Genomic DNA, 15,394 nt, shown 5'->3' with positions numbered 1-15,394 from the left:
ATTCTATGAAACTTAGATATAATAGTTTATTATAAAATACATTATTATACAATGTTGATGGAGGTTAGATGTAATGTCATGGGAATATCACTGTGAAGTATTAGCAACACATGAGAATAATCAAGTCCCTGATCTTCAGCTTAGTTATTATGAAAACAGTGACAGGATTGTAAGGTTTACTGAAGAAGATTTTTCGAGACTCCGAGGTAACTTTCGATTTAATGGTGAGCCAACTATTTTGAAGTACGTTTTAAAGATTAAGGAGATACATAGGATACATGACGCGGGAAATATTACATCACAGAAGTTGTCGAAGGTCCCTTCTGAAGATAAGTTCTTTAACCCGATTTACTTTATGACAGCAATAAAACTAGGGTTAAGCCAAGTTTCCTCACTAAGGCTACTAACTGAGGAAATTGCATATATCGGTAAAACGAACTCAACAAAAGCCAGATTCAAAAATGGACACAATGCAACAACTAAGTTACATAATCCAATATGGGAAGGTGATAAGAAAATTTATATGGCTCAAGTAAATTTAGTGATTAAAATACATGAATTTATAAATCAAACAGAGAGGGAAATAGAATTTGAAATGCCACTTGAATGGTTTCATTCTAGTTACCGTGATAAAATACTTAATTTAATTGAACCACTTCTTATCTATAGGTTAAACCCAGTAATAAATATCCAATTAAAAAAAACTGTTGTAAATCAGGAAGAAATAAATATTCCTATCGTAGTCATAAATGATATTAAAAGCTCGGATAGGCTTCGTGTCTCCACACCAGTTCTTGCAATACTTGCTGAGTCCCCACTTTATATAGATTGTATGGATTATGAAAAGAAAAAGTTCTCAACGGGAGTTGATTGGGAAATACATACTAATATAAATTGTTAAAATATTACATAAGAGAAATATAATAATGGTTCTTTCTGTATCAAAGAACAATTCTTTAATGAGGGATATGTTATAGGAGTGATTAGAACCATATAATGAGTGTTTAGTGAAATAATGTTATAATGAATATACAAAAAGAGGTCACTTCCTTGTATGAAGTGACCTCTTTTTGTATTTCTTAACTTACGTTTGAGCCCAAAAGAAGTTTTTATCTCCAGATGCTTGCTTTCGATCTTCAATTTGTTGCCTTATTGCCCCTTCACCACGTCCCATTGCTTCTGCTATAGTTGGGGCGATTGCTGTCATTTCTTCAGAAGTAGCAATTTTAGTGGTAATCCAGTCTAACATTTTAATTTCTGCTTCTGTGTAGCTTTTTTTATGATTTGGTATTGCCCAAGACATACTAACACACTCTCCTTAACGAAGGTTTTGATGCAATTATACCATGGGGATTCTAACCATTCCGTGAGATAGAGAAACAAATACATTATTTTATTTTCACGGGGCATGTAAAAATTTTACTTTTGACTTAGAGATTCTACATTGTTTTGGATTTAATTGCAGAGTCAGTGAGTCGATTGACAAAAAAATAAAAAAGCAAGAAACATGTATATAATTTATCGCTCGAACTATGTTTTTCAATTATAATTGAATCTACAAAAGGAGGGTGAAAATGTCATACAAAGGAATGAATTGGCTTAAATGCGACTTTCAAATGCAAACACCAGGAGATTGTCATAATTGGTGTCACGATGACCCAGCCTATCTACCCGCAGAGCATACACAAGAACAACTCATTAATTCAGTAGATCTATATTTAAAGCGTTGTTATGAGATTGATTTAAATATTATTTGTGTCACAGATCATAATTTTATTGGACGGGCATATTTGGAAATGATGCAAGAAAGAAACCGAGTAATAGCAAGACAAGTCGAAAAAGAAGAAATAGTGATATTTCCTGGGTTTGAGATAGAAATATCACAGGGCCTGGGAGTACATCTTCTGTGTATCTTTAATTATGATAAATCTCTCCAAGACATTGATGATTTAGTGTCAAACATAGGTTTAATTAGAAATAGGCGTGTTATAGACGGTAACATTGTTCCTGTGGATATTATTTTTAAGGAACTTGTTAGAAAAGTACAAAACGATAATGATGGACTAATAATTGCGGCACACCCACTGGCAGAGAGTGGTTTATTAAATGATAGCTTCATTTCGGAATATTTCCAAAGGGAGATGTTCCTTAATTCAGAACTGCTAGCAATGGAAGTGCCAAAACCGCTTGGGAAATTATCGAGAAATTGGCAACGGATGATATCAGCGGATTCTAACTGTCATAGGGAGTGGAGAAGAGAAAGAAGAATTGCTGCAGTTATGTCTTCAGATGCTTACCGTCTTAATGAAGGAGAAAAAGGATTCATAGGGAAAAGAGCAACTTGGATTAAGATGTCACACCCATGTATAGAGTCACTTAAACAATCCTTTTTAGATACAGATCGAATTAGTTTGCAGTCAGAGTCTCCTCAAAATGATGTGCGTCATGATAAAATAGTTTCGATTAAATTATCTAATACTGAATTTCTTGATGATCAAGAAATAAATTTTTCACCTAATCTCAATTGTATAATTGGTGGGCGTGGATCAGGTAAATCTTCAATTCTTGAGTACATAAGATTGTGCACAAGTCACGTTAATGATGAGACTAATGAGCAATTAAACAGAGTTCGGAAGACTTTAACAGGAAACTCTTTACTTCAATTAGTTTGGGAAGACAAGAACGGGCTGATCGATAAAATAGAATTTAAAATAGATGGTGGAACTTTACCAAGGATTATAAGTAGAGATGTGGAAGAGCCCACGGCAGTATTAAAGAACATGAATGTGAAAATTTATAGTCAAAGAGAACTATCAAATATAGCTCAACAACAGAGTTCACTTTCAACACTCATAGATACTTTGTCAGGTGTGGACCTTGCTCAATTAAAATCAAATGAATTTGAATTAACATCTAAAATAAACCAGCTATTTCAGATAAGTAACAGGCTTGAACGAACAAAATCGGACAGAAGAATAATCATCCAGGAGAAAAATGAATTGCAAAGACAGTGGGATTCTTTTGTGGCTGTAAACACTGAGAATGAGCGGAAAAAGCAGGCTAATCAAGCAAATGCTTATATAGCTGAAATACTTTCTGAGACACAGTGTTTACTTGAAAACTGGACTAATACAACTAAAGAATTCAAAGATTCTCATTCAGAATTGCTAGAACAAAAGTGGATAGAGAGTAGTTATTTTAGTGATCTTAATAAAGGGTTGATTGACGCGAAATTTAAACTTTCGTCTGAGATTGAATCTGCTCTTCTAAGTTACTCGAATAAGATAGATGAATTAACCATCAAACATGATGAATGGGAACTTGTACAAAGAGCATTTCAACAAACAGAAATGGACTTTTTATCCGCTTGTGTACAGCAAGGACTAAAGCCTGAAGAGCTTGAACTATTGAGAGGGTTGGAAGCCAATCTAAGCGAGAAAAATACTCAATTAGATGAAAAAGAAGCGCTCCTAGAAACTCTTTCACAAAGTATTGAGGATTTATATATTAGTTTAGATAATCTCCATCTTAATTGGAAAGCTCAAACAGAATTAAAGCGGAGCAAACTTGATGGCATACTAAGTTCAGGTTCTATTCCAACAGTTGCATCGGGACAAGCTTTCATAACTGTAGATATTTATTACTGTCAAGATAAAAATCATTTTTGTGAAATTTGGGATTCTCCTCCACAATTGAGAGGAAACACTCGACTGGGTAGGCATTGGGAAGATATTGGATTATCTATTTTCAATTGTTTTATTCAGTCAGATAAGTCTAGCCCTTGGGAAGTACTAAACAAATGGCTAATTGATCCTACTATCGCATCGGATGAAGTTAAAACATTACACGTCGAGCTAAAGAAGTATCTTGAAGAAGATCAAATTGAATACTGGCAAAGCTTACAGAGAACTCGAGTAAACGATAAAGTTAATATTACATTATTTAGGAGTGATAATACCCGTGCTGGGTCATGGGAGGATAATGGGCTTTCCGATGGCCAAAAAAACACTGCACTACTTGCGTTACTATTTGCACATGGTAATAATCCTATTATCATTGATCAACCTGAAGATGAACTTGATTCTGACTTTATATATAACGAATTGGTGCCTTTACTTCGTAATGTAAAGCTCAAGCGACAAATTATTGTATCGACACATAATGCGAATATTCCTGTAAATGGTGATTCAGAACTTGTATATTCTCTTTATGCCAATATGGGAAAGGGAAAAGTTAGAGCTGAAGGAGGACTGGAGACACCTCTTGTTAGGGATACTGTTTTACATATCATGGAAGGTTCGGAGGAGGCGTTCAAGAGAAGAAGAGAAAAATATTCGTTTTAATATTTATTGATGATAATTTGCTGTTCTTCAAATCATTACATCTCATTATAAAATTAAATATCAAAAAGAGCCCGAATTCGAATTAAACGAATACGGGCTCTTTTTTCATAAATATGAAATAACTTTTCATTAATATGAATAACATTCGCTTTATTAACCATACTACTTATTACTAGGTTTGTTAAATAACTCAATCCCTTGTTCTAAATTGTTAGTGAAATACTGAAATGCCTCTGGTGATTCATTATATAATTTTATGAGCAAGGAGTTAATTCGATTTAATTGCTGCTCAGTTGCTGAATCTACTTCTACGTCCGAGCTCCCAAGTCCCAGGTCATTAAGTATTTTTTCAAGGATTGTTAATTGTATTGTTTCAGTTTTACCAGTCTCAAAATTACTAAGATAGCCTGTAGACACTCCGAGCTCTTGAGCGTAGTCACTTAACCCAATATTTCTTTGAAGCCTCATATTTCTAACCTGTTGCCCCAATGTTCTCATGGAACACCCCCTAATTATAATTATACGCGACAAAAATTGGGATTTAAAGGAGATAAGAAGAAATTGAGAATGGTAATTAACGAACAAAAAGGAGGATTTAATGAGGGAGTCTGATGTAAACGAAATAAAAATAACAAATATCACATATGTTCATGATCCAGAAGCAATGCAAAAATGGTTAGCCTTATATGTGAATATGTTTAAAGAAGCTTTGAACTCAGAAATAGCAAATTTGGGCGAGGATGAGCATACCCTTTTAGAGAAGGAGTTGAGGGATTTGTGAAAACTGTCCTGTACTGTCGCTCATCTATTGAATCTCAAGAGAACTCGATTTCCATGCAGAGAACCATATCTGAAGCTGTCGCTGCTCAGCGTTCATTGTTAATTGATGAAGAATATATTGATATAGCGGTCTCTGCACGTATAAATAAAATTAGTGACCGACCCAATCTTGCCCGATTACTTACTGACATTAAACGAGGTAATGTAAAAACTTTGATAGCCTACAAACGGGATCGCTTAGCACGTAATGTTGGACAGCATTTAGAAATTTACGAAATATTGAAGAAATATAACGTTCAGGTTATTTTTTCTGCTAGTAATGAACTCCCCCTGCAATATTCACCAGCAGGGGAGTTTTTTGAATTGATCATTGCTGGATTTAACGAGCGTGAGGTGAATCAGATTGCACTTCGAATCAGAGATACTAAACTTGCTTTATTCTCTGATGGGAAAAATCATGGGGGAAAGTTGCCTTTTGGATACTTCCTTGATTCAAAAAAAGAAATACAACCCGATCCAATAAAAGTAGAAAAAATTGAGAGGATATTCAATGAACTATTATTCACTGAATGTCGTACATTCAGTGAATTTGTTAGGAATTTAGAGTCTAAGAGAATTATTGAAAAGCACAAAAGCAATTACAACAAAATTAAAAAGTATATCACCACGCCTGAATATATGGGCTTCCGTAGAGCAAAATTCAATGAGGATATTATAGAAATTGAACAAAAACGATTGAAAATTATAGACGAGGATAAATGGAACCAAGCTCAGATGATACTTAAAAGATTAATACAGAGTAGAGGTAAGCAAAAATCTGAAGTAAGTATGCTTGATGAACTTGTTTTCTGTAGGACATGTAATGAACCATTAAAAAGAAAGCTAATTTCAATGGCTGGAAAAGAATCTGTTATGTATTATTGCAGCGCTCATTATCGAAACAAGTTTCCTCAACAAGTATTAGAGAAGTACGTTTTAGAAGAAGTAAGTAAGTGGGTCCAAAACATAGCTTGTTCTCAAAACAGCGTAATTCTTATGGATGTGATCAATCGAGTGAATGCAGAAAGTGCAATCAGACTCTTAGAGTTAGAACAAAAAATGAAAATATTGAACGATAACGTAATTGGATTTACGGAAAAGTGGATACTCAAAAAAGATCCTAATACCCAGAGGGAAATGGTGACAGAGTATTCAAAATTAGTTCAATACGAGAACCAAAAGAAGTTACTTTTGAGAACTCAGAGTTATATAAAGGTGTTTCCAGCAAGAATCCAAGCTATATGGACACAGTTAAACGTTCAAGATAAGCTCGACAAGATGAATAGTGTAGAGTTAGCTGAAGTATTAAAAGATATTGTAGGTAAAATTGAAATTGGTCCTCCTGATTTTTCGCCCCGAATTGAATTAAAACATCCGTTTTTTGAATTAGTAAACATCAAGGATGGTGAAATTACAATTGCATTTAAAAACGTTGATTAGTCCTGGAATGAGGGGGGGGGTTTACGGAAGGCATTCTACAGACAAGCAAACGATGGATGCCCAGAGAAGCATGGCCTTAGATATTATTCGGAAATATGAATGTGAATTTGTTGGTGAGTATTTAGATACAGCAGTTTCGGCAAGGAAAAAGGAGCTGAAAGAACGCAACGGTGTATCATATTTACTCGCCGATGCTCATTTAGATAAATATGACTTTGTAGTTATATCGCAGCATGATCGACTAGCAAGAATTCCAAGTGAACACCAAGAGATACGCTCAACTTTAAAAAAATATAAAATTCCCGTAATCATTGCGAGTACAGAAAGTCTTTATGATTCAGGGGATCTTTTAGTTGATCTAATCAAGGATGGCAACTCAAAATTTGAAGTAGATAACACCCGCATTCGGACTAGGGATACTATGTATACTTTTTTCAAACAAGGTAAGTGGCGTGGAGGTAAACCACCTTTTGGCTATCGTTATAATTCAGAAACAAAGCTCTTCGAAGCAGTTGAACACGAGCATTTGCTAATTAAAGATATCTTTAACATGTATTTAGAATACTTTGGCTTTGATAAGATTGCTCAGAAATTGCCTTCTAACTCTTATGATGGCTGTAAATGGACAGACCAGGCTGTTCGGGCTGTGGTAACGAATCCTTTTTATGCGGGATACTTGACACGGGGAAGAAAGAAAAAACGAGCAAACAATTCATTTAATGACCGATCGAAATGGGAGATGCTACACAGCGATAGAATTCCAGCAGTTATCTCATTAGAAAAGTGGGAGAGATGTTGGGAACTATATGATAAGAGGGTCAATGGTAAGGTTCCTCCACGGCATTTTAAAACGAGTTTTTTACTAAAGGATCTTCTTAAATGTGAAACTTGTGGATGTTATTTTGTAGGCAAAGATAAAACTACCACGGGAAAATCAGGAGGAAAATATGGAACTAAGTTTTATTGGTGTTCCTCTTGCGATTACAGAGTGGAATTGAGCAAAGCACATGAAATAATTGATTTTCTTTTGAAAAATTTGAGACAACAACATGAAAGTGTAATCATTCAGAAAGTTTTAATGAGCATAGAAGATGACATCATTAACTTGGGCAGAAAATGTGATGTGCTCAGCCAAACAATTTCAAATTATAAGGACCAACTGTGTAAGGTCAAGTCTGAAATTGATCAACAGTTTATTTTTCTCCATAGTATGTATGTGGAAGAAATGGAAGAAATCAGGGACAATGTAAAGACACTTATTCGAATATTGACACTGTCTAAAGAAAGTTACGAACACAAGATTAGTGTGGTTGATAAACAATTGATACAGCATCAAAATCAAATTAAACAAATTCATAAATTACAACTTAATCAAGAAAGCGTTAAAGGCAAGCTGGAACAAATAAAGTTGGAACAATTAAAGAGGCAACAGATGAAGCAACAAGAAAAGCTTGAGTACGATTCGAGGTTGCTTCGTGGTTTATTATTTGAGTTTGTACAAGAGATTACCATTGATCCTATAGGGAATGTTAGAATCACAGCACGGCATGACTTATTATACACAGTAATAAAGTGACTTGTTTCTATAATGAAGCAAGTCTTTTTATTGTTCTACCTCGGTTCTTGGGTTGAAAGCTAGAATAGTAGTGAAATAAAAACTCGGTTTTTTATTAGCCTTTCGATCCCGTAGCTTGTATTAAACCGAGTTTTTAAAGGGCTCGTCCCCCCTTAAACCTTACGGTATATAAGGCTTCTTAGTTTCAAAAGTTATAATCGAATGACCGTCCAAATAAGTAGCTCGGTTCTTAGGTAATGATTAATTAACCGTTCCTAGTATTCTGTATTCTATTACTATGAGCTGCGTGGTACAATTTACCTAATTATCATAGGACTGGCTGAATGTATTGGTGCTGGTCAGCAGACTTTATACCGAATAGGTGGATAAAAATGGACAATCAAATCGAACAGCAGTTATCAAATCGAATAGCGAATTGGAAAAAGAACCTCATCGATATGAGTAAGAGGAACACATTGCTCAATTTTAAGCCAAAGAAAACCAATAGCGTAAATTTTTTAGATACCCCTTCATACTTATACAAGTCACTCGTTGGGGAAGAAAAGCAATTGGACTGTAATAAATTGGTTACCCAATATACTCAGCAAGTTGAAAAAATCAAATTAATGGCGATTGAAGAACTTGAGAAGAAGAAACGAATTGCCGAAGAAATTCAAAATTATAATAAGACCTTAAATAAACTTAGAACGGCTGCAAAGACCCGAATGAACGAACAAGGGATAAATATTTCGTACTTATCATTTGGACTTTTGAAATGGAAAGAAACACAGCTCTCGTCTACATCAGATTTCTTTGCGCCTTTACTGCTGGTGCCTGTAACCTTAAAAAGAATTAGTGCGAATGCCCCGTTTACATTAAATCAGTTTGAAGATGAGATTGTGATCAATCCCTTCTTAGCACATATGTTGCAAGAGCAGCATGGTATTACCTTACCTGAGCTCCCTGAAGATCCAGCAAGTATTAACGTTAATCAATTATGGGGAGAAATAAGAGAACTTATTATTAATCTTGAGGGTTGGGGCGTCGAAGAGGACGTTTATTTATCGTTGTTTTCTTTTAACAAGCTGGTTATGTACAAAGACATGGAGACTTATAAAAATATAATCGAAAGTCATCCACTGATCAGAGAAATTGCAGGTGTTTCTAATGAGGAAAGCAGAAAACAAACATTCGATCACACACGAATTCCTGATGAAACCAGTATGGATCGGGAGGTCCCTTCCCATGAAATATTCAATATACTCGATGCGGACTCAAGCCAGCAGCAAGCAATATTGGCTGCTAAAAATGAGATGAGCTTTGTTCTTCAGGGTCCACCAGGCACTGGGAAGAGCCAAACCATCTCCAATATTATTGCAGAGAACTTAGCAAACAACAAAAAGGTTCTATTTGTAAGTGAGAAAATGGCCGCATTAAATGTAGTGAAAAGTCGCCTAGAGAGTGAAGGGTTAGGAGATTTTTGTATTGAGATGCATAGTCAAAAAGCCAATAAAAGACAGGTTTTAGATGAAATAAACCATGTGTTAAATATTCAGGGATCAAATAGGAAAATATCCAAAGAAGTATACGGCGAAATAAACGTCATCAGGGAAAAACTAAATACATATTCAGAAAAGGTTCATTTAGCCAGAGAACCGTATGACATGACAGTATACGAAATACACGGAATACTTTCTAGGTTGCAAAACGTCCCTGAATTCACAGTGGACTTCAACATTAGCCCAACTACTGAGCTTGAATCAATTTATAGATTGCTGGCTGATCTTGAACGTTATCGGGCCACTGTGTATAAATCTGACTTTCACCCATGGGAAGGCTATAACGACGAGAGCTTCTCGCTTGAAATAAAATCTAAAGTGAAAAAGTTTCTTGAAAAGATGAAAAATCAATTGGAATACACGACTGAAGTTGTATCAAATATACAATCATTTACTGGGTTACAGATTTCTACGCTAGATGAATTAAAGAAGGCAACTAACATATTGGACATGGCTAAGCATTCTCCCATGCCTCCAGTGGGTTGGTTTGATAGGGGGAATATCTCCCAGATCATTAATGATGCTAAAAATTATCAAGAGAGATTTTCAACATTTCTTGATGAAAAAAAGGAGTTAACCACAAAGGTCAATGAAGATATATTGGAGGAAAGCCGCCTTCAAGATTTTTATAACGAACTATATATTGAAAATGAACAGTTTATTTCGATGATTCCTGAAACAAAACTGAACGAACTTTTGTTAACCCAAAGTGCATTAATAAATGGGATCGAAGATATCCTGCCTGTTCTCTCCAATGCCTCTAATTATGCTGAAATAGCCTCTAGTCTTGGAATACACGAGTTGAAAGATGCTAAAGAACTAAACCAGTTGTTAATTTATCTTTCTTTGCTAAACCAAAGTGTAACTCCAACAGAGATCTGGTTCGATGTAAACCATCTAGCAAATGTTTTAAATCAAGCCATGAAATTAAAGGAAAAGTACTTAGAGAATGCAGCATTACGAGGCGATTTGTTATCTCAATATAAGCCATCTTTTTTAGAGATCAATGCTGAAAAGGCTTTGATTGATTTCGAAGTTAAAGAGTCCCTAGTTGAGCCATTTAGAAACACTCAAAGATCAGGAACAGAGGATGTTATTTTGTATGATCAAAAATCAAAGGTGAAAGGATTACTCGGGGATTTTTTCAGTAAAACTAAATTATTAAACACATATAAAACAGAATTTGAGTCACTATTCGGAATGGAAATAACCAACATCTCCTTGATTGATAATCTAGAAATTGTGATTCGATTTATCGAGAAATCTCCAAAGCCACAGGAAAGTTGGTTCAACTTAAATAATTATCATGGTATACAAACGACTATTCGAGAGGGTAGGGAGTTATTTAGTAAATATCAAATTGAATTTGATAAATCCACTAAATTATTTGAAGAAGAAGTGTATGATGAGCGCATTTACGATATTTTTGAACGGTGTGAGGGACCATACCAGTCATTTTTAAGGGTCTTTAATGGTTCCTATAAAAAGGATTTAAAATGGCTAAGGGCTAATCTGAAATCCAATGAGAAATTAGACTTTGATACGTTTCAAAAGTACGTTCGTAACATAAAACGAGTATTGGATTACAAGAAGTCCATTGAAAAAAAGGAATCTGAATTTCAAACATCGCTGGGGTGGCATTACCAGTTGTCTGATACAAGTTGGTCTTCCATCGAACAAGCGCTATCAACTACAAAAGAGATTGTAGAATGGCATCAAGGACGTAGCCTAACTGTATCGTTAAGAGAACTACTACTTAGACCTGCGGGTAAAGTCGAGTTGCTGACGTCTTCTTTTGCCCATTTGAAACAAATATGTGCCGATTTGAAACATATCATCAATCGAATTCACAATGAGTATCCAAATTTAATTAGTTTATTTGGTTCGGATGCTTCAAAGATTAATACAGAACAATTATTTACTAAGCTTCAAATTGAATCGGAAAATGTGGATGCGTATTTTAATTTTGTGGATGAATTTAGTTGTCATCTTCAGAATCCAATGAATCTGAGTGTGATTTCCTTAAAACAAGATTTGAAAAATAAGATTATCCTTAAGCAACAATCCAAGGAGCTAGACGAAAGTTTCGAAAATAACATTAATATTCTGGGGAGTTCTTTTAAAGGTAATGATACGGAATGGGATAAGTTTTTTAGGTTTATCGAAGAATTCACTTTGTTATTTAAAAGTAATGTTCAGATTACTAAAGAATTTAAAACAACAATGCTCTGTGGAGAGGGAGTTCATGTTGATGTAACTCCCCTGGTGCAATGTTTAAGTACCATTGAAAAAGAAATTCCAAAGTATCGGGAGGCACTGCCAAAATTCTTTTCGGGTTACGAAGGTCCAGAATTATATTGGCCATATGCTGAATTTGGAAATACACTTAAATTAATAAAACGCCAAGTCGAAGATTGGCAGTATGGATTCTCTAAACTTAGCTCATATTTTGTGGACACTGACTTAACATTCGACGAGATTAAAAATACATTAGAGATGGCAGTCCAAGTCAAAATGTATAAACAGATTATCGATAGTGAATTGGAGAATCTTAAAGTTGTATTCGGTGATCGATTCACTGGGTACAACACGAATTGGGAACAAATCTTTGATGCACTAGCATGGACGGATGAATGGCATAACTTGTTTGCTAATATGGCGATGCCGTCTAAGTTGCTGAATTATGTTACTTCAGAAGGAAAAGGAAAAAAAGTCCACATCATGGAGTGGTTAGAGCAGGCGGAAAAAGAATATGAAAAAAACATGAACCTAAAAAAAAATCTGCATTTGTATTTTACTGTATCTGTTATCTTCAAAGAATTTGATTTCTCTGAGCTCAAATTGGAGGATCTTATTCACTTTTCGGAAATACGTATTGATTCAATTGATCTTTTGGAAGACTGGATCAGATATCGACGTCTTGAAGACATTGCATCTAATTTAGGTCTCGGCAAATTTATGCTTGCAATAAAAAATGAGAATATTGGCGATTTCACGTTTAAAGATCTATTCCAAAAGAGATTCTTTACACTTTGGCTAGATAAAATTTATAAAAATGAACCGCTTTTATTTGACTTTGATGCAGACGCAATGAATACTGATGTGACTTCTTTTAGAAAACTGGATGTAAAGAGCAATCAGTTGAACGTCCTCCGTATAAAGGAAAGATTAGAATCAAATCGAAATCACGCGATAAATTCGCTTGCGTTTCGTAGAGAACTTCAAATCATACAAGCGGAAATAGGAAAGAAAAAAAGACACTATCCGATAAGAAAACTTTTAAATCTTACAGCACCTTTATTCATGGAGGTAAAACCATGTTTACTTATGAGCCCGTTGTCTGTAAGTCAATTTTTGGATGCTTCTGTAATTCAGTTTGATTTAGTGATATTCGATGAAGCATCACAAATATTCTCAGAGGATGCAATCGGAGCTATTGTACGTGGAAAACAGTTGATTGTTGTAGGTGATACTAAACAATTACCTCCAACGAATTTTTTCCATAGCAGTACGATAGAAGAAGATTTCGATGACGAACAAGAAGAGGATCAAGAAGTTTCATATGAAAGTATTCTGGATGAGTGCGCTCATGTTCTCCCTCCGATTAATTTACGTTGGCATTATCGTAGTAAACATGAGTCGTTAATCACTTTTTCGAATGAGGCTTTTTATCACAACAATTTGATTACTTTCCCAAGTTCGGATAATGGACCTTATCTGGGAACAGAATTTGTTTATGTTAAAGATGGTGTTTACGATCGAGGCGGAAATAAAACGAATAAAAAAGAAGCAGAACAGATTGCTAATTTAGTAATTGAGCATTTTAAAGAACACCCTAATCAATCTCTAGGAGTGATTGCGTTCAGTGAGGCTCAAGCTTCTGCTATAGAGAATGAACTGACCATACTAAGAAATGCAAATACGTTATTTGAACGTTTCTTTCAAGAAGGGGCTCATGAAGAGTTTTTCATCAAAAGTCTGGAGAATGTTCAAGGTGATGAACGTGACGTCATTTTCTTAAGTGTGGGCTATGCTAAGGCAGCTGATCAAACGTTGCATTACAATTTTGGACCATTAAGCAAAACTCGTGGAGAAAGACGGTTAAATGTAGCTGTTACCAGAGCCAAATATCATATGAAGTTAATTAGTTCCTTAAAGCCATCTGATTTATCTGATACAAAAGTAAGCGGGAATACTGGTTTGCGTTTGCTAAAGGATTATATGCAAGCCACTATGGATGGCAAGTTGCCGATCAGCATGACAGCACATGAAGAGATGGAGTTTGACTCACCTTTTGAAGAGGATGTATTCAACGTTCTTACGGACATGGGATACAAAGTTAAAACTCAAGTTGGCTGCTCAGGATATCGAATTGATTTAGCTATTGTTGATCCACTCAATGACAATAAGTTTCTGTTGGGCATTGAATGCGATGGAAAGGCTTATCACAGTTCAAAAGTCGCGCGGGATAGAGATCGACTTCGTCAGCAAGTTTTGGAGGGGCTTGGATGGAAAATTTATAGAATTTGGTCACAAGAGTGGTTCAAAAAGCGGAGATTTGAAGTCAATCGACTTGAGAATTATCTAGAATCAATAAGGTACTTGGTTTAAGAAAATGTTTAATTAGAAAAATGGCGTGCAAACGTAATATAAGTTTGCGTGCCATTTTTCTGTTTTTCTCAATTTAAAAAAATGATGGCTCATTATAAGACATAGGCTGTCACCTTTGATATTTGAGAACGGTTACCTTTCGTCATCATGATCTTTGTTGTAGGCGTTATTACTCGAACTTTCCTGAATCGACGGCACTTCTATAGGCAAAGACGCTTCCTGAACTGCCTTCTTCGGTGGCCTTCCTTTTTGTCTTTCTCCAGTTGATTTCGAATTGCTCAAATATTTCTCAATAACTTCCTGTTGGTGTTGAGCAATCAATTCTTGAATTTCTTTTTCATGACGCAATGTTGCAATTTCTAGCGTTTGTTTTAATCCCCTAAGTTCATTGGTCAACATGTCGAATTCTTCCTGATTGAACTTTGAGATTCGAGCGTTCTGACGTTCAAGTTCAGATTGTAGATGGAATATTGTCTCTTTCTGTGCACTACACAGTTCATCCAATTGCTTCCACGATTTATGAGTCTCTGATAATTCACGATTGACCTCAGTTAATTCTTTGTTCAGAAATTGTACTAGTTGTTCAAGTTCTTCAATAATTCCCTGCTTCTCTAGGGTAACCTTTGCAATCTCTGTTGAGGTGTAGTTGTTATCATCAAAATAACTTTTTTGATTAAAGAGGAAAATATTTCATTAATTCGTGAGGTGTGCTCCTGAAGGATTTCCAAGTCACTTAAATATTTCTTCGCACTGTCATGCTGCTTGTACGTCTGAAGTTCATATAAGGTAATCACGCTTTCAAACCATTCCTTGCTGGATAGTCCTGATACCGCAATCATGTGAGACTTTTTCTTTAATTTCTGGGTTCACCTTAACTCCAATGTTTCTGATGCCATGTTAACCCCCTCTCTATATGAAGATTAACTTGGGTTTACCTTATAATCCAGGTTAACTGAGTTAACTTCATATTTACTCTGGAATATATTCGTTATCAGATTATATGGAGCAGCGGAAAGCATTATCACTTTGAACACATTAGAATACGAAATCTAATGGAATAGGACAAT

The 15,394-nt window shown here is 35.2% G+C and carries 9 protein-coding genes; 6 read left to right on the top strand and 3 right to left on the bottom strand.

Features of this window, described 5'->3' with window-relative positions; translation table 11 throughout:
• The first annotated feature begins 73 nt into the window (after positions 1–73).
• A complete protein-coding gene (locus R50912_RS26855; RefSeq protein WP_042239204.1) occupies positions 74–901 on the top strand; it encodes a hypothetical protein in 828 nt (275 codons plus the stop codon).
• Between the two features lie 183 nt (positions 902–1,084).
• Here R50912_RS26855 and R50912_RS26850 read toward each other — a convergent pair whose 3' ends face one another.
• A complete protein-coding gene (locus R50912_RS26850; protein WP_042239201.1) occupies positions 1,085–1,303 on the bottom strand; it encodes a hypothetical protein in 219 nt (72 codons plus the stop codon).
• A 271-nt stretch (positions 1,304–1,574) separates the two neighbouring features.
• On the opposite strand from R50912_RS26850, the gene R50912_RS26845 reads away from it, so the two are divergent.
• The gene (locus R50912_RS26845; RefSeq protein WP_042239199.1) at positions 1,575–4,343 is read left to right on the top strand and encodes a TrlF family AAA-like ATPase; all 2,769 of its coding nucleotides are present in this window, start codon (positions 1,575–1,577) and stop codon (positions 4,341–4,343) included.
• A 162-nt stretch (positions 4,344–4,505) separates the two neighbouring features.
• Here the strand turns inward: R50912_RS26845 and R50912_RS26840 are convergent, their stop codons facing one another.
• Complete coding sequence (locus tag R50912_RS26840; protein WP_042239196.1) at positions 4,506–4,841, bottom strand: helix-turn-helix domain-containing protein; 336 nt, start codon at positions 4,839–4,841, stop codon at positions 4,506–4,508.
• A gap of 100 nt (positions 4,842–4,941) precedes the next feature.
• Between R50912_RS26840 and R50912_RS26835 the strand changes: the two genes are divergently transcribed.
• The 4 genes from R50912_RS26835 (at position 4,942) to R50912_RS33605 (ending at position 14,327) form a co-directional block, all read left to right on the top strand.
• Positions 4,942–5,124: a hypothetical protein gene (locus R50912_RS26835; protein ID WP_042239193.1), complete on the top strand. Its 183-nt coding sequence runs from the start codon at positions 4,942–4,944 to the stop codon at positions 5,122–5,124.
• Positions 5,121–6,602: a recombinase family protein gene (locus R50912_RS26830; RefSeq protein ID WP_081956672.1), complete on the top strand. Its 1,482-nt coding sequence runs from the start codon at positions 5,121–5,123 to the stop codon at positions 6,600–6,602. The genes R50912_RS26835 and R50912_RS26830 overlap by 4 nt, the downstream gene beginning before the upstream one ends.
• Complete coding sequence (locus R50912_RS33610; protein WP_197072991.1) at positions 6,580–8,178, top strand: recombinase family protein; 1,599 nt, start codon at positions 6,580–6,582, stop codon at positions 8,176–8,178. Before R50912_RS26830 ends, R50912_RS33610 begins: the two co-directional genes overlap by 23 nt.
• 371 nt (positions 8,179–8,549) lie before the next feature.
• Positions 8,550–14,327: a DUF4011 domain-containing protein gene (locus R50912_RS33605; RefSeq protein WP_052416713.1), complete on the top strand. Its 5,778-nt coding sequence runs from the start codon at positions 8,550–8,552 to the stop codon at positions 14,325–14,327.
• 132 nt (positions 14,328–14,459) lie between these two features.
• Here the strand turns inward: R50912_RS33605 and R50912_RS26815 are convergent, their stop codons facing one another.
• Entirely contained in the window at positions 14,460–14,726 is a 267-nt protein-coding gene (locus R50912_RS26815) for a hypothetical protein (protein WP_042239188.1), read from the bottom strand.
• Positions 14,727–15,394 lie beyond the last annotated feature (668 nt).

This window comes from Paenibacillus sp. FSL R5-0912 (assembly GCF_000758605.1).
Lineage (GTDB): Bacteria > Bacillota > Bacilli > Paenibacillales > Paenibacillaceae > Paenibacillus_AQ.
This window is presented reverse-complemented; position numbering and strand designations above follow the sequence as displayed.